The following is a 24,836-nucleotide window of genomic DNA, read 5'->3' on the forward strand; positions in this document are numbered from 1 at the left end:
AATATGAGTGATGTTAGAAAAGCTATAGCCGCCGGGAAGACGGCACTTGGGATTGAACTTGGCTCTACCCGCATCAAAGCGGTGCTGGCAGGAGAAGACAATGTGCCCGTAGCGTCCGGAAGCCATGACTGGGAGAATCGGTATGTGGAAGGTATCTGGACGTATGATTTAGATGAGGTGTGGGCTGGAATCCAGGATTGTTACAGTAAGCTGGCGGAAGATGTAAGGGACCGGTACGGGATTGTTCTTGAACATGTGGGAGCCATTGGCTTCAGCGCCATGATGCACGGATATATGGCATTTGATGATAGTGACGAACTGCTTGTGCCCTTCCGTACGTGGCGCAACACCATTACAGAACAGGCGTCAAAGATGCTTATGGATACATTCCATTATAATATCCCACAGAGGTGGAGCATTGCGCATCTGTACCAGGCCATACTGAACGGGGAAGAGCATGTGGCTCGTGTGCGGTTCTTCACGACGCTGGCAGGCTATGTGCACTGGAAGGTGACCGGAAGGAAAGTGTTAGGGATAGGGGATGCCTCCGGCATGTTCCCCATCGATGTGGAGAGCAAAGACTACAACAGCCGGATGATCGGCCAGTTTAACAGGCTGGTGGCAGATAAAAATTATCCATGGAGATTAGAAGAGCTGCTTCCCCGGGTGCTCCTTGCAGGAGAAGACGCAGGTGTCCTGACGGAAGAGGGAGCGAGGCTGCTGGATCCTTCCGGCCGGCTTAAGGCAGGGATTCCGTTGTGCGCGCCGGAAGGGGACGCGGGAACGGGCATGGTGGCAACGAACAGCGTGGCCGTCCGTACCGGCAACGTATCGGCAGGCACGAGCGTATTCGCCATGGCTGTATTAGAGAAAGAGCTGTCCAGGGTGTATGAAGAGATTGATATGGTGACGACCCCCGATGGCAGCCTCGTTGCCATGGTGCACTGCAACAACTGTACGTCTGATTTGAATGCCTGGGTAGGCTTATTCAGAGAATTTGCAGAAGGCCTCGGGATAGAAGTGGATATGGGCGGGCTGTACGGCATGCTGTATCAAAAGGCCCTGGAAGGCGATGCAGACTGCGGCGGACTTCTGGCATATAATTATTTCTCGGGGGAACATATCACCGGATTTGAAGAAGGCAGGCCATTGTTCGTGCGGACACCGCAGAGCAAGTTCAATCTGGCTAATTTCATGCGTGTCCATCTCTTTACATCTCTCGGAGCGCTTAAGACAGGGATGGATATCCTGCTCAAAGGCGAGGGAGTGAAGCTGGATACGATGCTGGGACACGGCGGTCTGTTTAAGACGAAAGATGTGGGGCAGAAGATTCTGGCGGCTGCCATCGACACGCCGGTATCCGTCATGGAGACAGCGGGAGAAGGTGGAGCCTGGGGAATCGCTCTTCTGGCCGCCTACAGGCGGGAGCAGACGGAGGAACATCTGGCAGGCTGGCTGGCCGCTAATGCATTTGGCAGCGATGCCGGGAGAAAGGCAGAGCCTGATCCAAAAGATGTAGAAGGCTACGAGACATTTATCCATCGTTACTCGGCCGGTTTTCCGATAGAAAGAGCGGCGATAGAGACGTTAAGGCAGCAGAAGTAAAGAAACACAACTTGAAGGAGACAGATATCATGATAAAAAGGAAAGAGTATAAGTTCTGGTTTTGTACCGGATCTCAGGATTTATATGGGAAGGAATGCCTGACGCACGTTGCAGAACATTCCGGCAAAATAGTAGATGCGCTGAATGCCTCCGGCAATCTCCCGTACGAGGTTGTCTGGAAACCGACGCTGATCACGAACGAGCTGATCAGAAAGACATTCAACGAGGCCAACAACGATGAGGCATGTGCGGGCGTCATCACATGGATGCATACGTTTTCCCCGGCCAAGTCATGGATTCTCGGCCTGCAGGAGTACAGAAAACCGCTGCTGCATCTGCACACGCAGTTTAATGAGGAGATACCATACGATACGATTGACATGGATTTCATGAACGAGAACCAGGCGGCCCACGGCGACCGGGAATACGGCCATATTTTCAGCCGTCTTAAAATGGAGCGGAAGGTAGTGGTCGGATTCTGGGCAGATTCAGATGTCCAGAAGAAAATAGGTTCCTGGATGCGCACGGCAGTGGGGGTCATCGAAAGCAGTCATGTGCGTGTCATGCGCATTGCCGATAATATGCGTAATGTGGCAGTAACCGAAGGCGATAAGGTAGAGGCACAGATCAAATTCGGATGGGAAGTGGACGCATATCCGGTCAATGAGATAGCCGAAGCGGTTGCGGCAGTACCAAGAGGAGATATCGATACGCTCGTTGAAGAATATTACGACAGATATGAAATACTGCTGGAAGGCCGTGATGAGAAGGAGTTCCGTGAGCATACAGCTGTCCAGGCCGGAATAGAAATCGGGTTTGAGCGGTTTCTGGAGGAGAAGAACTATCAGGCGGTCGTCACGCATTTCGGGGACCTGGGTTCGTTAAAACAGCTTCCCGGACTTGCTATCCAGAGGCTCATGGAAAAGGGATATGGATTTGGCGGAGAGGGAGACTGGAAGACGGCGGCTATGGTCCGCATCATGAAGATTATGACACAGGGGATGAAGGGAGCGAAAGGAACGTCCTTCATGGAAGATTATACATACAATCTCGTTCCGGGTAAAGAGGGAATCCTCCAGGCCCATATGCTGGAAGTGTGCCCGTCGATTGCAGAAGGGCCGGTCGGCATTAAATGCCGTCCGCTCAGCATGGGTGACAGGGAAGACCCGGCACGTCTTGTATTTACGGCAAAAGAAGGCGCCGCGGTGGCGACATCGCTCATTGACCTGGGTGACCGGTTCCGGCTTATCATCAACGATGTAAACTGTAAGCAGACAGAAAAGCCGATGCCGAAGCTTCCGGTTGCCACTGCATTCTGGACGCCAGAGCCGAATCTTCGGACCGGCGCCGAAGCATGGATCCTGGCGGGAGGCGCGCACCACACGGCATTCTCATATGACGTGAGTGCAGAACAGATGGGTGACTGGGCGGAAGCCATGGGAATCGAGGCGGTGTATATTGACAAAGACACTACGATCCGGCAGTTTAAGAACGAACTCAAGTGGAACGCTGCCGCTTTTTAATCTCCCTGTTGCACTTCGGACGAGGCTGTGCTACAATTCAGATACCCCAATTTTTCGGGGTATCTGATTTACGTATTGTGGATCCCGCATTGGGATATTCTATATGCACCTCTTTCATTTCGAGAAGCCGTTCCGTTTTTTTATCAAAGGAGGCATCACAGATAAGGGTCTGTATCGGGGCCCATGTTTCTACAAGAAAGATTCCGTTTGAGTTAAATTTCGTGTGGTCAGCAAGCAGAAAATTGTGGGCCGAATTGTGCAGTATGGTTCTTTTCACATCGATTCCGGTTGTAGCATTGTCAAAAAAGCCGCCGGCGGAGAACCCGCCGCAGGAGATGAAGGCCGCGTCTACAAATATCTGCCGGGCCGTATTGACTGTTGCCACAGAGTCGAGCGTGACGCCGTCGGTATGCGAGAGATAGCCGCCCATGATGAACAAGGTGACATTCTGATAGTCCTTCAGATAGCCCAGGATAGCCGTACTGGCTGTGTAGACGGTCAGGGAATGCGTCCGGGGGAGCAGCTTGAGCAGCTCGAGCACGGTCGTGCTCGCGTCCAGGAACACGGAGGACGATTCCAGAAGGTGGGGCAGCGCAAGCCGGGCAATCATCTGTTTATACTCCGTACCGTTCATGGAACGATAATAAAAAGAAAGCTCTGCCTTACTGTTGTCAGCTATGAGAGCTTTCCCGTATTTCCGAGAGACAAGTCCGTTCTGTTCCAGCTTGTCCACATATCTGCGCACCGTAACCGGTGATATGTTGAAATAATGGGCAATATGGTTGATAGATACCTCGCTGTGTTTCTTAATATAATCATATATGAGCGACTGCCTGGATGCCGACTTCATTGAGAATCCCCCCTTTTTGCAAATCTTATAATGATTATAGATAGCGCGATTAGGGATGTCAAGAAAGCATTTCTGCACGTTAGCGTTCGGAGCTATGCAGGTATTCGTCTATAATTATGTGTATGATCGCCCGGGTTCTTGGGCCTAGTTTCCTGTATTTTTCAATTACGGCCTGTTCATCAGAATTCAGGGCATGCTCTGACACGGGCTCGATTTTATGGGTGATAGAAGTATAGCCGGCAAGATAGTCGATAGAAGTTTCAAAATAATCAGCCATATTTTTTAATGTCTCCAGATTCGGTTCCGCAATTCCTTTTTCATACTTATATATAGACTGCTGGCTTGTATGCAGCAGGTCTGCCAGCTGCTGCTGGCTCAATCCTCTTTGTATTCTGAGTTTTTTTAGATTATCCATAGTATTCACATCCTTTTCTACTATTTTACCAATAACTGGAAGTTAAAAATAAATCTTTAAACGATTTAAATAAAAAACGGTATGAGATTTACCGGGAAAGTCAACAATGTGTTGCAATTTGGAACTATGTACAAATTGCACAAAAGCAACTTGTAAATATAGGATATCAGGTCAGAATGAACATTTTGTCTGTAGACAGCGAGCGTTTTGCTCCATAGAATGAAGAAAATCATTTACCGTATATCTGTTTCGTGTGAAGAAAAGGAGGCGATACAAATGCAGTCTAAGATGAAAGCGCTCGTCACATACGGTGCCCATGACTATCGTTATGAAGAAGTGGACAGGCCGGCAGCCGGAGAAGGGGAGATGATTATCAAGGTCGAGGGATGCGGTATCTGCGCGGGGGATTTGAAGGCATTTCATGGCGGCGGCGTATTCTGGGGGGACGAAGGCAGCGCTCCTTATCTGGAAGTTCCGGCCATCGGAGGCCACGAGTTTACAGGGCGCATTGTGGAGATAGGTCCCGGTACGGAGAAAAAGGAGACGTATGGAACGGCGGACAGCAGCTTCAAAGTCGGAGACCGGGTAGCGGTAGAGCAGATTGCGCCATGCGGGACATGCAGATACTGCAGAGAAGGCAGATACCACCTGTGTGTTCCACACAACGTATATGGATTTAAGTATTATCTGAACGGCGGTTTTGCAGAATATGCAAAGCTCACAAAAGAGTCCCTTGTCTATAAGATTCCGGAGGACATGCCTCTGGAGAAGGCACTGCTGATTGAGCCCTACGCATGTTCTATGCACGCTGTCGACCGGGCGGCACCGGGAAAGGATGACATCGTCGTCATCTCGGGAGCCGGCTGTCTGGGACTCGGTATGATTACCGCAGCGAGGAGGAGGAATCCGAAGCGTCTCATCGCGCTGGATCTGAATGAGGAGCGGCTGGAAAAGGCCAGGGAATTTGGATGTGATACGACAGTCAATCCTCTCCGGGAGAATCTGAAGGAGAAGATGATGGACATGACGGATGGATATGGCTGCGATGTATACATAGAGGCAACCGGGCACCCGTCCAGCGTGAAGCAGGGGCTGGATATTATATGCAAAGGCGGAAGGTTCATTGAGTTCAGCCTGTTCCTTGACCCGGTCACATGCGACTGGAGTGTCATCGGGGATGGCAAAGAGCTTGACATGTATGGGGTGAGCCTGAGCCACAGATGTTTCCCGGAGACGATAAATGGCCTGTACACGGGGGAACTTAAGTCAGACGGTGTCGTGTCACACAAGTTTGCCCTGGAAGAGTATGAGGCCGCTTTTGAACAGAGCGGAAACGGGAGCGGTTCTGTCAAAGTTGTGTTTACATTTGAATAATTCTGCAGGCATACATTCCGGGTGCGGGCTGAGGGCCCTCCTGCACAGCCGGGTGGAGCTGGCGGATTATTATAAATTATCAAGGAGGTAAAAAGTTTATGAAAAAAAGAATAGTGGCACTTCTGATGGTATTGTGCATGTGTACGGGGCTTGCCGCCTGTGCAGGGAAGCAGGACGAAAAAAAGAGTGAAAAATCGTCCGGAGATGAAATCGTAGTGTCCATCGCTACGCTGAACAACCCGATCGTATCAAACCTTGTCAAACTGGCACAGGAATACTATGACGAGAAGGGGGTCAAGCTGGATTTTGCGGTGCTCCCTGAAAATGACCTGCGTGAGAAAGCGACGCTGGAGGCATCTACAGGCGGAACGACTTACGACATCTATTTTACAGGTCCTTATGAAGCGAACTTCTGGATTACGTATGGGTGGGCAGAAAATCTTCAGCCATATCTCGACAAGATGACGGAGGAACAGAAGGAATCTCTGGATCTGGATGATATCTTCCCGAGTATGCTGGATTCCCTGTCGGACCCGGAGACGGGAGATGTCTACGCTCTTCCGTTCTTCGGCGAGGCAAGCTTCTTCATGTACAATAAAGAGCTGCTCGATAATGCGGGCGTGACCATGCCGGAGAATCCTACATGGGATGACATCTACGATATCGCGGCGGCAGTCGACGACGAGGCGGCGGGAATCACAGGCATGACGATGCGCGGCGCTCCGGGATGGGGCATGAGCGGAGCCCCCTTCGTCACTATGATCAATGCCATGGGCGGAAAGTTCTACGATATGGACTGGAATGCCACGGTAGAGACAGACGAACAGAGGGCGGCATGGGAGATGTATAAGAATATCCTCCGCGATGCAGGACAGGACGACATCATCACTTACACTTACAATGAATGCATCAGCCTGATGAATTCCGGCAAGTGCGGCATCTGGTATGATGCCACATCCAACGGACCTAACCTTGAGGCAGAGGATTCCCTTATCAAAGGGAAAGTGGGATATGCGCCGGCACCATCAGGATGGCTCTGGAACTGGGGGATGAATATCAACCCGAATTCTGCCGATGAAAAGAAGCAGGCCGCATTCGACTTCATGGTATGGGCATGTTCCAAAGATTATGTGAACCTGTCTCTCGAAAAAGACCCGAGCGGCGCGTCCACACCGTCAGGCGTGAGAGCATCTACCTATGAGCTGGACGCGTACAAGGATCTGCCATATGCACAGCCGACGCTGGATGCACTTTCCGACCTCGATTTTAACAATCCATGTAAAGACGAGGTTCCTTATGTAGGTCTGCAGTACATTGCAATTCCAGAATTCCAGGAAGCCGGTGATAAGATGACGGAAGCTCTGGCTGCCTATGTGACGGACGAAATCACTCTGGATGAAGCGCTGGCCACAACGCAGAAGGCCTTTGAGCAGGCGGCGGAAGAAGGCGGATACAAGAAGTAGAGGCAGTATCATAAAGGGCAGCTGCCATATGCCGGAGGCGGCAGAGCAGCCGCCCTTTATGCTCCTTGACGGATTTCCGCCGCCCGCGGGCGGCGCGTACTGTATCCGTATGGATCTACAGCAGTCAAATTAAGAATGGAATGGAGCCTATGAGTAAAATAGCAAGAAACATGAAGAAAAAATATCCGGCGGAACGAAGCTTTGTAGTTCCTGCATGTGTAATTGTAGCTGTGGCCACGCAGGTGCCATTTATCCTGACGATCATTTTCTCGGCGCTGCAGTGGAACATCGTACGGCCCGACCAGGGAATTACTTTTTCCGGACTTGACAACTTCAGCTACTATCTGGGGAACCCGGAATTCTATACTATCTGCCTTCAGACGATAGTAATGATTGGCGCGGCGCTGCTTTTATGCCTCATCTTCGGCTACCTCATCGCACTCATGCTGGACTGTGACATACCGGGCAAGACGATTTCCAGGACACTGATCTTAAGTCCGTTTTTTATCATGACGACGACGACCGGCGTGCTCTGGAAGACAGTCATTCTGAATACTAATTTTGGATGGGTCGGTACGATAGCGGACTGGATGGGCATCAAGGCAGTCGATTTTGTGAGCTACTACGCAAGGCCACTGGTCGTATTTTTGTTTGTGTGGCAGTGGATGCCGTTTTTTGTGCTCGTCCTTCTGGGAGGTCTTCAGGGTATCCCGGGGGAAGTGCTGGAGAGGGCAAGCCTGGATGGATGCAGCTGGTTTGAGATGGTATTTAAGATTAAGCTGCCGATGATATTCAACCATATGCAGGTTGCGCTCATGCTCGGGCTGATCTTTCTGGTGAAAGAGTTCGGCCTTATACTGACGACTACGGGAGGGGGACCTGGGCAGAAGTCATATACGCTTACCTACTACATATATAAGACGCTGTTCAGCGGTTCTAACGTGGGGCGTGCCGCCGCCCTGTCCGTCATAACGGTCGTTGTGACGCTGACGGTCATCAATCTCATATTCCGGGCAATCAAGAAGCGCCGTGCGGCATACGAGTAAGGGAGGGGACGAAATGAAAAAAGCAGTGTTAAAACGGGATACTCGAAGTAAAAGAGCCGCGGCGAAAAAAGAAGTCAGGCGGTGGATAGCAGGTATTATCATACTGGCCTTTGCATTATTTTATTTCTTCCCGATCCTGTATATGATCCTAAGCGGTTTTAAGACAGAGGCCGATGCGGCCGTACCTGCAATTCTGTTCCATCCGACACTCGTGACGTGGCAGAAAGTGCTCGCGGACGTCTCCATGATCAACTACCTGAAAAATACGATATTCCATGTACTGCTCGGAACGGGGATCTGTCTTGTAATCGGTATTCCTGCCACATATGCGCTCGTGTTCGCGAAGTTTAAGAAGGAAGGGCGCGGAGAGAGTCTGTACAATTGGTTTGTCACAACGATTCTCCTTCCCCCGGTGGCGGTCCTCATACCTCTTTATATCACGTTCAAGGAGCTGAATCTGAATCATACGAGGGGCGGGCTGCTGTTCCTGTACGTGGGTTTTCACCTTCCTCTCTGCATATGGCTGCTGTATTCGTTTTTCAAGGACGTGCCGGAGGAAGTGGTAGAAGCGGCCAGGATTGACGGCTGTACGAACAGGCAGCTGATTATGCGGATTATCATTCCGCTTACGAAGACGGGAATTATGACCGCGGGACTTCTTGTGGCGGTATTCATCTGGAATGAATTCTTCCTTGGCTACAATCTGACGACAAATGCAACGGCAACGCTTCCGGTCTATATGGCAAGGTTCGGGCAGCAGCAGGGACAGTTTATCGCCCAGCTGTCGGCATCCGCCTCTATCTCTTGCATCCCGCCGATGATATTTGGCTGGATATCACAGAAGTCGCTGATCAAGGGGCTGACGGCAGGAGCGGTCAAAGGATAGTAAAAATACAAAATGATGAGGAGATTACTTGAATATGGACAGAGAGTTAATACGGCAGGTGCTTACGGTCGCAAAGCGTCTGGATGAAAAGAACCTGGTCAACGCGTACGAAGGAAACATATCGGCAAAGAGCGGCGGCACCGTCTACATAACGCCCACCGGTAAGAACAAGGCGTTTCTGACGGAAGACATGATTGCCGCGGTTGATGAAAAGGGGGTACAGACAGGCGGAAGCTGCAAGCCCACATCAGAGCTCCCCATGCACCTCCAGGCATATGGGATAAGAGAAGATATCGGGGGAGTCGTACACTGCCATCCCACATTCCTGACCGCGCACGCCATATGCAACAGACCGGTGGTTACAAAGGGGTATCCTGAGATGATGGCTAACTTTAAGGTGTTCGAGGTAGCGCCATACGGGCGGCCTGGTACAGAAGACATACTAAAAGGCGCGATTCCGGTCTTAGCTCACAGCGACGTGGTGATCCTCGGAAACCATGGTGTTCTGGCAGTCGGAAAGACGGTGGTAGACGCCATGAATAAAGTCGAGGCGGCAGAAGCCATAACAAAGGCGCTGTATTATGCCGAAGTACTTGGCAGGCCGCTAGACCTGAGTGTGGAAGAATGTGAACATTTCTATCGTATATATGACAGTAAATACAGCAGTTAGAGGGGTGGAAGGAATGAATATACTTGAGAAGTTCTCTTTGAAAGGCAAGAAGGTGCTCGTGACAGGAGGAGCGCAGGGAATCGGGCTGAATTATGCGGTAGCGGCGGCCGGAGCCGGAGCTGACGTGGTTCTTGCGGACAGGAACGGAACCAAAGCCAAAGAGGAGGCCGGAAAACTGAGCCTCGCGTACGAAATCGAAGCGGCCGGAATCGAAGTGGATGTTACAAGCCAAGGGCAGGTGGAGGAGATGTGTTCTTTCATGGCGGAAAAGATGGGCAGCATCGATGTGGCATTCTGCAATGCCGGGATATCCATCAATATTCCGGCAGAAGAGATGACCCTGGAGCAGTGGAGGAACGTAATAGACATCAATCTGACCGGAGTGTTCCTCACCGCGACGGCGGCAGGAAGATACATGATACGCCAGGGCGGGGGCTCCATCATCAATACCGCCTCCATGTCAGGCCATATTGTGAACATTCCGCAGCCACAGGCAGCCTATAATGCTTCAAAGGCCGGGGTCATCATGCTTACAAAATCGCTCGCTGTAGAGTGGGCAGGGAAAAATGTGCGGGTCAACAGCATAAGCCCGGGATATATTATGACCGACTTGATAAAGGGGCATGAACTCATTCCGGTATGGACCGGCCTCTCTCCTCTGGAAAGAATGGGCTGCCCGGAGGAATTGCAGGGAGTGGCGCTTTACCTTGCAAGTGATGCCGGCACATTTACGACGGGTGCTGATTTTGTTGTGGACGGCGCCTATACGTGCGTGTGACAGCGCGGCAGTTCTATGCAGAACGTCCAAAGCGAAAGGAATGGTAAGATGGCAGAAAACCGTTATATCGGAGACTATCCCGTGGTCGGCATACGCCCCGTGATTGACGCGAGGAAAGGCATGCTGGATGTGAGGGGCTCCCTCGAAGAACAGACGATGGGGATGGCCTGTGCAGCGGCTGAAATGATCGAAGAGGAACTTGCGTATCCCGACGGAAGCCCGGTGCGGGTGGTAATCGCCAGGCAGAGCATAGGGAGGACCGCGGAAGCCGCAGCATGCGCGGAGCAGTTCAGTAAGGCCGGGGTGGCGGTGACGCTGACCGTTACCCCGTGCTGGTGCTATGGATCTGAGACGATGGATATGGAGCGGGGGACAATCAAGGCCGTATGGGGGTTCAATGCGACAGAGCGCCCGGGTGCCGTCTATCTGGCATCAGTGCTTGCAGCACATGCCCAGAAAGGAATTCCGGCATTTGGAATCTATGGCCGCGATGTACAGGACAAGGACGATATGAGCATGCCGCGGGACGTGAGGTGCAAGATACTCCGGTTCGTCAAGGCGGCTGTCGCGGCGGCTTTCATGAAAAGGAAATCATACCTTCAGATAGGTTCCGTCTGTATGGGAATTGCGGGTTCATCCGTTGATACGGACTTTTTTGAAGAATACCTTGGAATGCGGGTGGAATCCGTAGATGAGGTGGAAGTGCTCCGCAGGATGGAGGAAGGTATATATGACCGGGAGGAATATGACCGGGCCCTCGCCTGGAGAAAGGAAAACTGCCGGGAAGGATTGGACAAGAACCCGGAATGGGCCCGCAAGTCCCCGCGGCAAAAGGAAAGTGACTGGGAATTTGCAGTAAAGTCGGCGTGTATCATCAAGGATCTGCTGAACGGAAATGAAAGGCTGAAGGGCAGATATCCGGAAGAGGCAATCGGACATAATGCGATAGCAGGCGGATTCCAGGGGCAGCGCCAGTGGACCGACCACTATCCGAATACCGATTTTACAGAAGCCGTGCTCACCTCATCCTTTGACTGGAACGGTGCGAGAGAACCTTACATATTTGCCACGGAGAACGATACGCTTAACGCAGTCTCCATGCTGTTCGGAAAGCTGCTGACGGGCTGTGCACAGATGTTTTCAGATGTCCGCACATACTGGTCCGAAGAGGCGGTCAGGCGGGCCGCAGGTTATGAGCTTACCGGTATGGCCAGGGAGGCGGGAGGATTCCTCCATCTGATCAATTCAGGCTCTTCCTGCCTGGATATGTGCGGTGAAGTGAAAGATGCCGGGGGAAGAGCGCTCGTAAAACCATTTTACGATATGACAGAAGCAGATATAAAAGACTGTCTTGAGGCTGTCACATGGTGCCCGGCCGACCAGGGGTATTTCCGGGGAGGAGGATACTCCTCCAGGTTTGTGACGAGGGCAGAGATGCCGGTGACGATGACGAGGGTTAATCTTATCAAAGGGCTTGGCCCTGTCATACAGATTGCAGAAGGTTATACGCTTGATCTCCCGGCAGAGGTGACGGATATACTCTGGAAGCGGACAGATTATACGTGGCCGTGTACGTGGTTTGTGCCGCGGGTGACAGGGAAGGGCAGCTTCCAGTCGGCTTACAGCGTGATGAACAGCTGGGGTGCCAACCACGGAGCCGTGAGCTATGGACATATAGGTGCGGATCTGATAACACTTGCCTCGATATTGAGGATTCCTGTCTGCATGCATAACGTGGAGGAGGAGCAGATATTCCGTCCGGCCTGCTGGAATGCGTTCGGAATGGACAAGGAGGGGCAGGATTACCGAGCCTGTGAGACATACGGGCCGATTTATAAATAATAGAAGGAGGATGTCAAAATGGCAAATATCAGCATGGAGCATATCTGCAAGACGTATCCGAACGGGGTAAGTGCCGTGGAGGATTTCAACCTGGAGGTACGGGACAAAGAATTTGTCATCTTTGTCGGTCCTTCCGGATGTGGAAAATCGACGACGCTCCGAATGATTGCAGGTCTTGAGGATATCACTTCCGGGACATTAAAGATAGACGGCGAGACAGTCAACGAGGTACCTGCGAAAAACAGGGACATTGCAATGGTGTTCCAGAGCTATGCGCTGTATCCGCATATGAGCGTATATGATAACATTGCCTTTGGCCTCAGAAGAAGGAAGCTGACCAGGGAAGAGACAGACCAAAAAGTGCGGGAAGCGGCGAAAATCCTGGATTTGGAGAGCCAGCTGAAGAAAAAGCCGAGAGAGCTGTCCGGGGGACAGAAGCAGAGGGTTGCCATGGGGGCGGCAATCGTACGCAACCCCAAGGTATTTCTTATGGATGAGCCGTTGTCCAATCTGGACGCGAAGCTCAGAGTGCAGATGCGTCTGGAGATCGCGCAGCTGTATGAACGGCTTCAGGCAACGATGATATATGTGACCCATGACCAGACGGAGGCCATGACGCTTGGGACGAGAATCGTCGTCATGAAGGACGGTGTAATCCAGCAGGTGGATACGCCGCAGAATCTGTACAGCCGGCCTGCGAACCAGTTCGTGGCGGGATTCATAGGCACGCCGCAGATGAACTTCCTAGATGCTTACGTAGTGGAAGAAAACAGGCGCCTCTCCCTCAAGGCCGGAGGCAGCCTGCTGAATCTGCCGGAGTCCCGGCAGCGTCTATTGAAGGAGAAAGGCTATGCAGGCAGGGAGATAACGCTCGGTATACGTCCGGAAGATATCAGAGATTCGGAAATGATCGTAAACATGCTGGAGAACTCATGTATCACGGCAAGGATACAAGTATATGAACTGCTTGGGGCGGAGGCCCTGCTATATTTTGAGTATGCAGGGCATAAAGTGACCGCCAGCGTACATGCAAGGACAAGGACGCGGGAAGGTGATACGGTCCGGCTGGCGTTCGATATGGAGAAGTCGTACCTGTTTGACAAGGAAACAGGTCAGTCAATCCTGTGACAGAAGGAAAGGAAGCTAAAGTGATGAAAGTAGTATATTTGACAGAGCCGGGGAACATGGAGATAAAAGAAGAGGATATTCCGGAGCTCAGAAAGGGATGTGCCCTTGTTAAAATTGAATATAACGGAATCTGCGGCTCGGACGTACACTTTTATAAAGACGGAAGAGTAGGGGACTGTGTCTTGCAGGAACCCTTTGTTCTCGGACATGAGGTGGCAGGAACGGTAATGGAGGTTGCAGATGATGTAACCGGATTGAAGCCGGGAGACCGGGTAGCGCTGGAACCGGGCTATGGGTGCGGAAGGTGTGAGTATTGCAAGACGGGACGCTATAATCTCTGCCCGGACGTTAAGTTTTTTGCCGCACCGCCTGTGAGAGGCGCGCTGCAGGAATACGTGGTACATCCGGCGGATATGTGCTTCCGGCTTCCGGACCACGTATCCACGATGGAGGGAGCTCTCGTAGAGCCGCTGGCGGTCGGGCTTCACGCTGCTTCCCTGGGAGAGGTTACGCTTGGCCAGTCTGTGGTCATACTCGGCGCGGGATGCATCGGGCTTGTGACGATGCTTGCCGCCAGAGCACGGGGAGCAGCCGATATCATTGTCGTCGACCTGCATGAGAAACGGCTTGCATATGCACGGAAGATGGGGGCTTCCCACACGGTCAGGGCGGACGGCATAGATGTGGCGGCCAGGGTAGAAGAGATATTGGGCGGAGGGCCGGATGTTGTGTTTGAGACAGCCGGGTCTCCGGTGACAATAGCCCAGACCGCGTATATGGTGAAGCGCGGCGGAACGGTGGTTCTCGTAGGGATGGCATCCCAGAGCGAAGTGAACTACAACTTTTTTCAGCTTATGGAGAAGGAAGCAATCGTAAAATGCGTATTCAGGTACCGCAACCTGTATCCGAAAGCCATCGCGGCGATTGCAAGCGGCAGCATCAATGTCAGACAGATTGTAACGCACGAGTTTGAACTTAAGGAGGCAGGCAGTGCGTTTGAGACGGTGGTGCGGGATGCACAGGATGTGGTGAAGGGGATTATTAAAATGTAAAGCAGGTGACATCAGATGAGTACGGTAGGATATAAAGATTATGACATTCTCTGCGTAGGCTCCTGCGTGCAGGACATTCTGATCGAGGGCATGGGACCGGAATCTTTCACGGAACCGGTCACGGTGCTGAGAAGCGTCCTGTTTACGACAGGCGGAGACGCGGCAAATGAAGCGATAGTGCTCGGAAGGCTTGGAGACCGGGCAGGACTTGTGGCAAGAATTGACGATGGCCCTGTAGGTGAAGCATTATACAGGAACCTATCGGAGGAAAAGATAGATTTATCATATGTGTGCAGGGATGGAACAAGCCGCTCCACGACGGCTTTTGTCGTTTTGGATAAAGACGGGGGACACAAGTTCTTCCTTCACAAAGGGTATGAGGAAGGCATATCCCTGAAGGAAATAGATCTGGATATGCTTCAGAAGACGAGGGCAGTCTGTATCGGAAGCCTCTATACTTCTTACAGACTCGACCGGGGTGGTGCGGCGGTACTGATGCGGGAGGCCAGAAAGGCCGGGGCGGTGACATTCGCAGATATGGATCATGATGTGGAACAGCTAGGCCCCCGCGCTATGGACAGCGTATACCCGCATATAGATTATCTCTTGCCCAGCATAGATGAGGCCAGATATATAACCGGGAAGGAGAACGAAAGAGATGCGGCGGCGGAGCTGCTGTCAAGAGGAACGGACACGGCTGTCATCAAGCTCGGAGAAAAAGGATGCTACGTAAGGAGCCGGGAAGAAGAATTCTATGTAGACCCGTTTGAGGTGGCGGCAAAGGATACGACAGGCTGCGGCGATAACTTTACGGCGGGTTTCATACATTCTGTACTTGAAGGAAGGAGCCTGTACGAGAGTGCAAGATTCGCCTGTGCCGCGGGCGCAGTCAATTCACTGGACATAGGAGCTCACATGGCGGTCAGAAGCAGCCGGCAGATAGAGAGATTTATGAACGTAACGAGACAGAGAAAGATAACGCGGTGACAGGAGGTAAGGCGATGTGCAGGGTATTGGCGGCGGACATAGGCGCGGGCAGCTATAGGGTGATGGAAGGCATATATACAGACCGGGGCCTTGATATGAAAGAGCTGGCCCGTTTCAGGCATGCGCCTGTCCGTAAGAACGGGCATTATTACTGGGATATTGAGGAGATGAGGGACAATCTTGTCCGGGTGGTGAGAGATGCGGCAAAGCGGGGAGAGCGGATCCGTTCTATAGGTTTTGACGCGTTTGGATCAGACTTCGGCCTGCTGGACAGCGGCGGCGCGCTTCTTGACAGACCGCTCGCCTACCGGGATAAGGTCAGCGACGGCATATATGAAGCGTACTTTAAAGATGAGAAGGCAATCTATGCAAGAACCGGTGCAGCATATGCCACCACAGGCACGGCCCATATACTGAAGGGGATGGTCCTTCAGAGGTTCCCGGCCGTGAAACATGCCGCCCGCCTTCTCTTCCTGCCGGACCTGCTTGCATATTTCTTTACCGGGGCTACCGTAAATGAGTATACGATAGCTACCACATCCCGGCTGCTGGACATTGAGAGCGGACAGTGGGACATGGGATTGATCGAAAGCCTTGGACTGCCGGCACATATATTCCATCCATTGTCTGCTTCCGGTACCGCTGTCGGAACACTGAAAAAAGAAATATCTGAGGGAATCCCTAACCTGCGGGGTACGGTGGTGACCGCATCTGCCTGTCATGACACGGCTTCGGCAGTATCTGCCGTCCCGTACGCCCGGGGCTGTTCATTCATCAGCAGCGGCTCGTGGTCTGTAAAAGGTATCGTATGCGGCAGCCCATATACATCAGACACGGCCTGTGAGTACAAGATGAGCAATGAGGGACAGCCAGGAGGCAAGTTCCGCCTCATTCGCAACATAACGGGGCTTTGGATTTTAGAAGAGTGCGCGAGGGCCTGGAGGGCGGAAGGAATGGATCTGATTATTCCAAAGCTCGCTGTAAGTGCAGAATCAGAGGAAGATGTTCCATCTATGATCTACACCGACGCCCCGGACTTTAAAAAGCCCGGGAATATGCCGGAGAAGATTAGGACGTACTGTGCCAGGACACGGCAGAAAGTGCCTGGAACGCCGGAGGCGGTCATGCGTACCGTCGTCAACGGACTTGCGCTGGAGTACAGGCGGCACAATGAACAGCTGGAGGACGTGACGGGCAGTCCGGTGACATGTATGTATATCGTCGGCGGGGGAAGGCATAACCGGCTTCTGAGTCAATGTGCGGCGGATGCCGCCCAGTGTCCGGTCATCTGCGGGCACCCGGAGGCAGCGGCCGCCGGGAATATACTTGTCCAGCTGCATGCCCTGGGAGCAGTCTCGTCTATGGACGAGTTCCCCCGCATAGCGGCGAAGGATGTGCCGGAAGTAAGATACATACCGGGCCGGAAAGAAAAATGGGAAGAGAGATATGGAAGATATCTGGAGTTGGCCAGATAAAAAAGACAGGAGGAAAAAAGAGATGTTGATGAATATGAAAGAGCTTTTAGAGGTGGCGGACCGGCACCAATTTGCAGTGCCGGCCTTCAACGCGGGCTGCGGGCAGATAGTGAAAGCGGCTATCGAGACGGCGGAAGAGAAGCATTCTCCCGTTATCATCGAAGTACATCCGGATGAACTTGAGTTTCTGGGCGATGCCTTTATCACATACTGCGTCAAGGCCGCCAATGATACGAGGATGCCGGTCGTCGTTCATCTGGATCACGGTTCCAGCTACGCTCAGATAGAACGGGCAGTTCGTGACGGCTACACGTCCGTCATGATAGATGCCTCCCGCCGGTCCTTTGAGGAGAATGTATTGATAACGGGACGTGTCGTTGAGTTCGCGCATCCCCTCGGCGTTTCCGTCGAGGCGGAGCTTGGTACGATCGGAATCATGGGAAACAGTGCGGAGGAAGGGACGAAGGAGATTACATACACGGTTCCGTCAGAGGCAGAAAAGTTCGTAAGGCTTACAGGAGTGGATGCACTGGCAGTCGGTATCGGTACAGCCCACGGACTTTATCCGAAAGGGTATGTGCCAAAGCTCCGGCTGGATATTTTAAAAGAGATCAAAGCCGCGGTGGATATTCCGCTCGTCCTCCACGGGGGGTCCGGCAATCCGGATGAAGAAGTAGCGGCGGCCGTAAAGCTTGGAATCAACAAGGTCAATATTTCTTCGGACATCAAAGACCCATTTTACAGGCAGGTCAGAAAGACGCTCCTGGATGAGACGCTCCGGGAGCCAAACGAGATATATAAGGATGCCATGACAGCGATGAAGAAGATAATGGGGCAGAAGATGGATCTGCTCGGCTGTACGGATATGGCAGGACACTACCACCCATAGAGAGGAAAAGCATATGCGCAGTCTTGTTGTTGACATTGGTTCCAGCAATGTGAAGATATACCTTGCAAAGATGCATGCGGGTAAAGCGCTGGAAATGAAAGAAGCTGACCGTTTTCCGACGGAACGTTCGTTTTTTCTCGGTCATCTGTCCACAGATATATTCGCCATCTATGACAGAATATGCCGGGTAATCAGTTCGCTTGCAAAACAGGGCATTTCGATTGATTCTATCGGGATAGATTCCTGGTGTTCAGACTTTGGAATACTGGATCTGGACAGTGGTTCCATATCTATGCCCGTCTTTTACCGGGACAGCCGTACGATGGGAGCGGTGGAAAAAGTGGAGGCCGTGATGGGCTACGAGGAGATCTGCCGCCGCACGGGTCAGAGAAAGCTGCGGGATTCTACGCTGTGCCAGCTTCTGGCCTATATGGAAGAGTATCCGCAGGGTCTTTGGGGCAGCAAAAAGCTGCTCTTTCTGGGAGATATGCTCATGTATCTGTTCACCGGCGTGGCCTGTTCCGAGCTGTCCGTGGCATCATACTCGCAGCTGTTCAACATGCAGAGAGGGGAATGGGACCGTCATATGCTGGCCCGCTATGGCATACCGGAAGAAATTATGCCTCCTGTCGTGCAGCCGGGGACGAGGGTGGGCACCGTAAGAGAAGATCTGGCCCGTTATCTCGGCATAGGCAGGATATCCGCGGTGATGCCCGCAGTACATGACACCGCCTCTGCAGGGGCAGCGGTTCCGGCAGAGGAGGGAAGGACATGGGCGTTCCTCGCTACCGGTTCGTGGTTCCTCATGAGTATGGAACTGGACGCACCGGCAGATGCAGGGAAGTCTTACAGATATCAGCTTTCGAATACCAAAATGGCGTTCGGCAAAGTGCTGCTGAAGAAGAATATTACTGCCATGTGGCTTGTGCAGGAGTGCAGAAAGCGATGGAAAGAGATGGGTCTTAACTATGAGTACGGGGAGCTCAAGGAGATGGCGTGCAGGGCAGAACCGTTCAGGGGAATGATTGACACGGAATACGAGGGATTCCGATGCCCGGAAGATATGGTACATGAAATCTGCTCGTATCTGAAAGAGACGGGTCAGGAACCGCCAGAGGAAGAAGATGCAGGGCAGATCGTGAGAATCATATACGAAAGCATCGCCCTTCAGTCGGCCGCAGCTTTGGAAATGCTGGAGGACGCGGCGGGCAGGAAGACAGAAGTGCTGTATGTCATTGGAGGTGCAAACAGGATTGAACTGCTGAACCAGCTTCTGGCAGATGTCACGGGACTTACGGTTAAGACCGGACCGGCAGAAGCATCAGCCGTGGGAAATGCGCTTCTTCAGGCATATGGGATGGGAATGGTCGGTTCTCTGGGAGAAATGAGGTCTGTGTCTGAATATATGTGCCGGGCTGAGGAATACCGGCCCAAGGATACCGGCCGGTGGAAAAAGCGCCGCGAAGAATATGGGAGATTTAAAGCGGATGCAGAAATCCGTGTCAGGTACGGCGGGCGAGGAGACCGGTGTAAGAGTTGAAAAAAGGAGGAATGGGTTATGAAGGAAAAATATATGCGGGGGGGTGGCGGCTGTCGGCGGCGGAGAGGTAGAGCTGGTGCGTGATGTTCCGGTTCCGGAGATAGGGCCGTATGAAGCGCTCGTAAGAATGAAATCGTGCGGGTTCTGTAACGGAACCGACTTCCACATCATACGGGGGGAGATGGCGGTGGATGTCGACCGTTTTCCAACCTTGCTTGGACATGAAGGTGTCGGGGATGTCGTAGAGCTTGGCAGCAAGGTAAGAAACTATAAGATCGGAGACCGCTTTATGAATCCGATTATAAAGATGATGCCGGGTACACGGTACGGCTGTACGTGGGGGGCCATGTGCGACTATGGCATCGTCCAGGATCAGAAAGCGATGATGGATGACGGCGAAGATCTGTCGCTGCTGAATCCAAGGCAGCTGGAATGCGTACAGATTCCGTCAGACTTTGACGCCATCGACGGCGGATGCCTCATCACGCTGAATGAGTGCTTCAGCGCCGCCAGGAACTTTGACGTGGCAGACAAGGATGTTCTCGTGTACGGGGCAGGCCCTATGGGACTTGCTACGATGAAGTATATGAGATATCTCGGAGCCAGGACAATCGTAGCCATAGACGGAGTGGAGGAAAGGCTTGCCCTGGCCAGGTCTCTGTCCGGCGCAGATGAGACGATCAATTATACGAAAGTGGACAAGCAAGAGGTACTGAAAGGAAGAGTATTCGACCGTGTCATTGATATCGTCGGCCTGACTTCGATTCTTCTGGAAGGTTCACATCTTCTGAAACCATATGGAATCATCGGTTCCATGGGTGTGCTTCGGAATACGGACGCCATGCTGGATGTGACAAAGTTAAAGAATAACACGCTTCTGCAGATGCTGAACTTTCCATATGGGCAGTATGACATAACGGCGGAAAATATCAAGCTGATTGAAAAAGGCGTTATCGATCCGAAAGATTTTTACAGCCATGTGATGGGAGTGGAGGATATCCATGAGGCAGTGAGGCTTGTGGCGGAAAAAGAGGCGGTCAAAGTAATTTTGGATCTGGAAAGATAGGAGGAGGGTACGGATGAAAGAAAGAGAGCTGAAAGAGCTCATATGTGATATCGGAAAGCGAATGTACACGAATGGGTTCGTGGCTGCCAATGATGGCAATATCACTGTCAGGCTGAGCGAAAAGGAGTATCTGACTACCCCTTCCGGCATCAGCAAAGGTTATCTGCGGCCGGAGATGATTGTCAAGGTAGATGGGAAAGGAGAGACGCTGGAAGGAGGATATGAACCTTCTTCAGAAGTGAAAGTGCATCTGAAGATATATGAACAGAGAGGAGACGTCGGGGCTGTCGTGCACGCGCATCCCCCTTATGCCACCACGTTTGCGGTGGCCCATATTCCTCTTGATTCCTACCTTCTGCCAGAGGCTGTGTATGCGCTCGGAGCCGTGCCCGTCATACCATATGCACAGCCATCTACGCAGGAGCTGGCAGACGAATTGGTGCCATACCTTCAGGATTATGACGCGTTCATTCTGGAAAACCATGGGACGGTCACGGTTGGGACAGATGTCATCAAGGCCTACTATAAGACAGAGACGCTGGAGTACAATGCGAAGATAACCTATATGACAAGGCTTCTCGGCAGGCAAAATGAGCTGCCGAGGGATGAGATAGATAAGCTGCTCGCCGCATTTCAGAAGAACAACCCTGGTGCAACACATCCGGGTTATATAAAATTGAATGATTAGACAGGAGGCAGGAAGATGAAAAGGAGACCGGTAATAGGAATCTTAGGCCTGTCGGACGGAGAACCTGAAGTTCACGCACAGCTCAAAGGCATCGTGCAGGAGCAGGTAGATGCCATTGCCAGGGCGCTTAGAGAGTCCGGACAGATAGAGGTCATAGAAGCGGAAGAACTTGTGTGCAGCGTCAAGACCGCAAAAGAACAGGCGGAATATTTGAGAAAGATGGATGTGGACGGTACGATATTGGCTTATGGTGTATTTGCTTTCCCTAACTTTTCTGCAATCGCCGCCCAGAATGGAAAGGGACCGTTCCTTTTGGCAGCAAACTTGAACCCGGACTGGCCGGGCATGGTGGCGATGCTTGCGGCGGGAGGCGCGCTGAACCATCTTGGAATCCGGCATTTCAGGGCGAGCGGGGATATCGCACAGCCTGAAGTCCTTGAGAAATATGTGCGGTTTGCCAGATGCGCCCGGGCGGCCACACGTCTGAACGGCCAGAAGTATGGCCTTATAGGAGGACGAAGCCTTGGAATGTACAGTGCCACGGTGAACATGCAGGACTGGCAGAAGAAGTTTGGCGTGGATGTGGATCATGTGGACCAGAGTGAGCTTGTGAGGCTTGCCGGGGAAGTACCGGAGGAAAAAGTAGACAAGGCATTATCCTGGCTGGAAGAATATGTGGGAGAGATACGGTACAATGGCAGCAGTTTTACAAGAGACAAATTAAGAACGCAGATACGGCATTACGAGGCGTTGAAAAGAATAATCAAAGAGAATGAATATGATTTCGTAGGTGTCAAGTGCCATTACGAGATGAGCCGCCACTACTGCACCGAGTGCATCTGTGCAGCTTTCTGTAATGACCCTTATGACTGGGACGGTGCAAAGGAGCCAGTAGTCTGCGCCTGTGAGGCGGATTCTGATGCCGCGCTTACCATGCAGATTCTGAAGCTGCTCACAGAGGAACCCGTCATCTTTATGGATGTGCGTCATTATGACAATGAGTACGGCTTGATGGTGTTCTGCAACTGTGGCTCCCAGTCTACCTATTATGCAACGGGACACGACGATTACGAAGAAAACCTTCGCAGGACAAAACTATATCCGGCACTCGATATCTATGCAGGCGGAGGATGCCATGTAAATCTGATGACTGCACCCGGACAGGCAACCATTGCACGGCTCAACCGTAAGGAAGGGAAATACCGGCTCACTGTCATACCTGCTGAATTTGTCACGCTTCCGCAGGAGAAGATGAAGGAGACGACAGAGGAATGGCCTCATGTATATGCCCGGCTGCCCTTTGACCATCAGATATTTCTGGATGAGTTTGACGCCAATCACTGCCATGCCGTATATGGCGATAAGACGGAGGAGCTGAAGATGATCTGCAGGATGCTGGACATAGACGTAGAGGTTCTCGGGGACTGAATAAGAGAGGGACTGGAAATCAATCAGAATGTGTAAGACAGGAGGAGCTGGGATATGCAGAGAATACTCAATCGTCCAGATGATATCGTGGACGAAATGCTGGATGGCTTTTTGAAAGTGCATGGGAATCTCGTTGAAAGAACCGGGAATTCCCGGGTAGTGCGGGCAAAGGGCATACCTCCGGAAAAGACAGGTGTCGTCACGGGAGGAGGATCCGGGCACAAGCCGGCTTTCATCGGGTATGTAGGAAAGAACATGTGTGATGCGGCTGCGGTCGGAGAGATCTGTTCCTCACCGACGGCCGCGGCCTTCCTGGATGCATTCCGGGCGGCAGACCGGGGCAGGGGAGTGGCCTGCCTGTATGGCAATTATTCCGGTGATAATATGAATGTCCGTATGGCCGTAAAGATGGCTGAGAAGGAAGGAATCCAAGTAAAGACGGTGGCAGCCAATGATGATGTGGCCTCAGCGCCGAAGGATAAGAGGGAAAAGCGCCGGGGCGTGGCAGGCGAGGTGTTCATGTGGAAGGCGGGAGGAGCAAAAGCGGCCCAGGGGGCAGGACTTGACGAAGTTATCGCCGCGGCCGGGAAAGCCATAGACAATACGCGCAGCGTAGGCATCGGGCTGACGCCGTGTACGCTGCCCGCAGTCGGACATCCTAATTTTGAAATCAAGGAAGGAACGATGGAAGTGGGCATCGGCCATCACGGTGAACCGGGTATAGAGGTATGCAAGCTGGAAAAGGCTGCCGGCATGGCAAGACGGATGTCGGACATCGTGCTTGGGGACAACCCGTTAGGGAAGAAAGATGAGGCGGCGGTACTCATATCCGGCCTGGGCGCCACGCCGTTGATGGAACTATATGTGTTATACAATGAGATTGAACGGCTGTTTTGCGACAGGGGCATCCGTATATACAAGGCATATGTGGGAGATTACTTTACATCGCTTGACATGATGGGTGCCACGCTGACGGTCATGAAGCTGGACGGCGAGTTGAAGGAGCTGCTTGACGTGCCGGTACAGTGCGTGGGCATGACACAGCTATAGGAGGCAGAAGGATGGATAGTTTTAGAGATGTGGAGGGGAAACCTGTGCTGCTTGCCATGGTTAAGGCAGTGCAGGACAATAAGGCTTTCCTCGGTGAGATAGACGGGTTGATCGGCGACGGTGACCACGGGATGAACATGAATAAGGGGTTTACGCTCTTTGCAGACAGATATGGCAGCGAGGACATCAGCTTTACCGACGGGCTGGAACAGCTTGGAATGGTTCTCCTGGGAGAAATCGGTGGTTCCATGGGCCCTATTTACGGCACCGTCTTTACAGAAATGGCCCGGGCAGGCTCCTGCTTCGATGAGATTGGACTGGATGAGCTGAGCCTTATGCTGGAAGGAGGGCTTACGGGACTGCAGGATATCATAGAGGCCAAAGTAGGAGACAAGACCCTCATAGACACCCTGTCTCCGGCCGTATATACGCTGAAAGCAGAAGCCGGTACAGGAGGACGCTTTGCGGAAGCGCTGGACAGGATGAAGGCCGCGGCAAAGGCAGGGCAGGATTCCACAAAGGATATGGTTGCGAAGCACGGCCGTTCCAGCAGGCTCGGGGAACGCTCCAGAGGCGTGCCGGACGCGGGGGCGGTATCCTGCTGCCTGATCTTGTGCGCCATGGCTGACGGCATTAAAGGGCTCCTTTCGGATGGCGGCTGTAAGAAAAGGAAAACGTAGTTCCATAATCTTCCGGTTCATAGTACAATAGAGTCAACGAATAAAAAGGTTGGGTATGTACGATGGGAAGGTCTGAAAGAGAGAAAGAGGGAAATCTGTCTTATCTGAAGTATGTAGTGGCTATCGTTGTATTGCTGGCAGCAATGATTGCGGCGGTCGTCTGTTACTATATGGATATGAATGAGAAGCTTTTGTCAGAAGCACGCAGGAACCTGAAGGCGGAGAACGAGTATAAGGAACAGTATTTCCGTCAGTTCATAAGCAGCAGGATGAACTGGTACCGGACAGTGGCCGCGTTCTGCGATGAGCCGGTCGGGTCAGGTGAGGAAAACTGGCGCGTGATTCTCAAGGAGTACAGTTCGGATGATATGCGCTTTGGAATCGCGGATACGCATGGAACG

At 52.3% G+C, this 24,836-nt stretch carries 23 protein-coding genes; 21 read left to right on the top strand and 2 right to left on the bottom strand.

The window, feature by feature from the left end; translation table 11 throughout:
* Nucleotides 1-3: 3 nt before the first annotated feature.
* Together HMPREF0980_RS08675 and araA are read left to right on the top strand one after the other, a co-directional pair.
* The gene (locus HMPREF0980_RS08675; protein ID WP_049728743.1) at nt 4-1,605 is read left to right on the top strand and encodes a xylulokinase; all 1,602 of its coding nucleotides are present in this window, start codon (nt 4-6) and stop codon (nt 1,603-1,605) included.
* Nucleotides 1,606-1,634: 29 nt separating this feature from the next.
* Nucleotides 1,635-3,128: an L-arabinose isomerase gene (araA, locus tag HMPREF0980_RS08680; protein WP_049728744.1), complete on the top strand. Its 1,494-nt coding sequence runs from the start codon at nt 1,635-1,637 to the stop codon at nt 3,126-3,128.
* Nucleotides 3,129-3,165: 37 nt separating this feature from the next.
* On the opposite strand, the gene HMPREF0980_RS08685 is transcribed toward araA, so the two are convergent.
* Nucleotides 3,166-3,978, bottom strand: a complete 813-nt coding sequence (locus HMPREF0980_RS08685; RefSeq protein WP_049728745.1) for a DeoR/GlpR family DNA-binding transcription regulator — start codon at nt 3,976-3,978, stop codon at nt 3,166-3,168.
* 79 nt (nt 3,979-4,057) lie between these two features.
* Nucleotides 4,058-4,393, bottom strand: coding sequence for a helix-turn-helix domain-containing protein (locus tag HMPREF0980_RS08690; protein ID WP_049728746.1), 336 nt, complete (start codon nt 4,391-4,393; stop codon nt 4,058-4,060).
* 276 nt (nt 4,394-4,669) lie between these two features.
* Between HMPREF0980_RS08690 and HMPREF0980_RS08695 the strand changes: the two genes are divergently transcribed.
* From HMPREF0980_RS08695 to HMPREF0980_RS19120, 19 genes are all read left to right on the top strand, one after another.
* Nucleotides 4,670-5,767 carry an alcohol dehydrogenase catalytic domain-containing protein gene (locus tag HMPREF0980_RS08695; RefSeq protein ID WP_049728747.1) on the top strand — a complete coding sequence of 366 codons (1,098 nt, stop codon included), beginning with the start codon at nt 4,670-4,672 and terminating at the stop codon, nt 5,765-5,767.
* A gap of 98 nt (nt 5,768-5,865) precedes the next feature.
* Nucleotides 5,866-7,230: an ABC transporter substrate-binding protein gene (locus tag HMPREF0980_RS08700; RefSeq protein ID WP_049728748.1), complete on the top strand. Its 1,365-nt coding sequence runs from the start codon at nt 5,866-5,868 to the stop codon at nt 7,228-7,230.
* Between the two features lie 149 nt (nt 7,231-7,379).
* Nucleotides 7,380-8,276 carry a carbohydrate ABC transporter permease gene (locus HMPREF0980_RS08705; protein ID WP_242847367.1) on the top strand — a complete coding sequence of 299 codons (897 nt, stop codon included), beginning with the start codon at nt 7,380-7,382 and terminating at the stop codon, nt 8,274-8,276.
* A 13-nt stretch (nt 8,277-8,289) separates the two neighbouring features.
* Nucleotides 8,290-9,162, top strand: coding sequence for a carbohydrate ABC transporter permease (locus HMPREF0980_RS08710; protein WP_049728749.1), 873 nt, complete (start codon nt 8,290-8,292; stop codon nt 9,160-9,162).
* A gap of 34 nt (nt 9,163-9,196) precedes the next feature.
* Complete coding sequence (locus HMPREF0980_RS08715) at nt 9,197-9,832, top strand: class II aldolase/adducin family protein (RefSeq protein ID WP_049728750.1); 636 nt, start codon at nt 9,197-9,199, stop codon at nt 9,830-9,832.
* Nucleotides 9,833-9,845: 13 nt separating this feature from the next.
* A complete protein-coding gene (locus HMPREF0980_RS08720; RefSeq protein WP_049728751.1) occupies nt 9,846-10,610 on the top strand; it encodes an SDR family oxidoreductase in 765 nt (254 codons plus the stop codon).
* 48 nt (nt 10,611-10,658) lie between these two features.
* Nucleotides 10,659-12,452, top strand: a complete 1,794-nt coding sequence (locus HMPREF0980_RS08725) for an L-fucose isomerase (RefSeq protein ID WP_049728752.1) — start codon at nt 10,659-10,661, stop codon at nt 12,450-12,452.
* An 18-nt stretch (nt 12,453-12,470) separates the two neighbouring features.
* Nucleotides 12,471-13,580: an ABC transporter ATP-binding protein gene (locus HMPREF0980_RS08730; protein WP_049728753.1), complete on the top strand. Its 1,110-nt coding sequence runs from the start codon at nt 12,471-12,473 to the stop codon at nt 13,578-13,580.
* 23 nt (nt 13,581-13,603) lie between these two features.
* Entirely contained in the window at nt 13,604-14,632 is a 1,029-nt protein-coding gene (locus tag HMPREF0980_RS08735) for an NAD(P)-dependent alcohol dehydrogenase (RefSeq protein ID WP_049728754.1), read from the top strand.
* A gap of 15 nt (nt 14,633-14,647) precedes the next feature.
* Entirely contained in the window at nt 14,648-15,619 is a 972-nt protein-coding gene (locus tag HMPREF0980_RS08740) for a carbohydrate kinase family protein (protein ID WP_049728755.1), read from the top strand.
* 14 nt (nt 15,620-15,633) lie between these two features.
* Nucleotides 15,634-17,094 (top strand): rhamnulokinase, encoded by a 1,461-nt coding sequence (locus HMPREF0980_RS08745; RefSeq protein WP_049728756.1) that lies wholly within the window; start codon nt 15,634-15,636, stop codon nt 17,092-17,094.
* Nucleotides 17,095-17,116: 22 nt separating this feature from the next.
* Nucleotides 17,117-17,983, top strand: coding sequence for a ketose-bisphosphate aldolase (locus tag HMPREF0980_RS08750; RefSeq protein WP_049729177.1), 867 nt, complete (start codon nt 17,117-17,119; stop codon nt 17,981-17,983).
* 13 nt (nt 17,984-17,996) lie between these two features.
* Nucleotides 17,997-19,523, top strand: a complete 1,527-nt coding sequence (locus HMPREF0980_RS08755) for a rhamnulokinase (RefSeq protein ID WP_049728757.1) — start codon at nt 17,997-17,999, stop codon at nt 19,521-19,523.
* Between the two features lie 43 nt (nt 19,524-19,566).
* Nucleotides 19,567-20,589 carry a zinc-dependent alcohol dehydrogenase gene (locus HMPREF0980_RS08760; protein ID WP_049728758.1) on the top strand — a complete coding sequence of 341 codons (1,023 nt, stop codon included), beginning with the start codon at nt 19,567-19,569 and terminating at the stop codon, nt 20,587-20,589.
* A gap of 13 nt (nt 20,590-20,602) precedes the next feature.
* The gene (locus HMPREF0980_RS08765; protein WP_049728759.1) at nt 20,603-21,277 is read left to right on the top strand and encodes a class II aldolase/adducin family protein; all 675 of its coding nucleotides are present in this window, start codon (nt 20,603-20,605) and stop codon (nt 21,275-21,277) included.
* A 15-nt stretch (nt 21,278-21,292) separates the two neighbouring features.
* Nucleotides 21,293-22,705 carry an L-fucose/L-arabinose isomerase family protein gene (locus HMPREF0980_RS08770; protein WP_049728760.1) on the top strand — a complete coding sequence of 471 codons (1,413 nt, stop codon included), beginning with the start codon at nt 21,293-21,295 and terminating at the stop codon, nt 22,703-22,705.
* Nucleotides 22,706-22,759: 54 nt separating this feature from the next.
* A complete protein-coding gene (locus tag HMPREF0980_RS08775) occupies nt 22,760-23,755 on the top strand; it encodes a dihydroxyacetone kinase subunit DhaK (RefSeq protein WP_049728761.1) in 996 nt (331 codons plus the stop codon).
* Nucleotides 23,756-23,766: 11 nt separating this feature from the next.
* Nucleotides 23,767-24,435, top strand: coding sequence for a dihydroxyacetone kinase subunit DhaL (gene dhaL / locus HMPREF0980_RS08780; protein WP_049728762.1), 669 nt, complete (start codon nt 23,767-23,769; stop codon nt 24,433-24,435).
* A gap of 62 nt (nt 24,436-24,497) precedes the next feature.
* Nucleotides 24,498-24,836 (top strand): hypothetical protein (locus HMPREF0980_RS19120; RefSeq protein WP_198146214.1); only part of this gene is annotated, 339 nt, incomplete at its 3' end.

The organism is Dorea sp. D27, from assembly GCF_001185345.1.
Lineage (GTDB): Bacteria > Bacillota > Clostridia > Lachnospirales > Lachnospiraceae > Extibacter.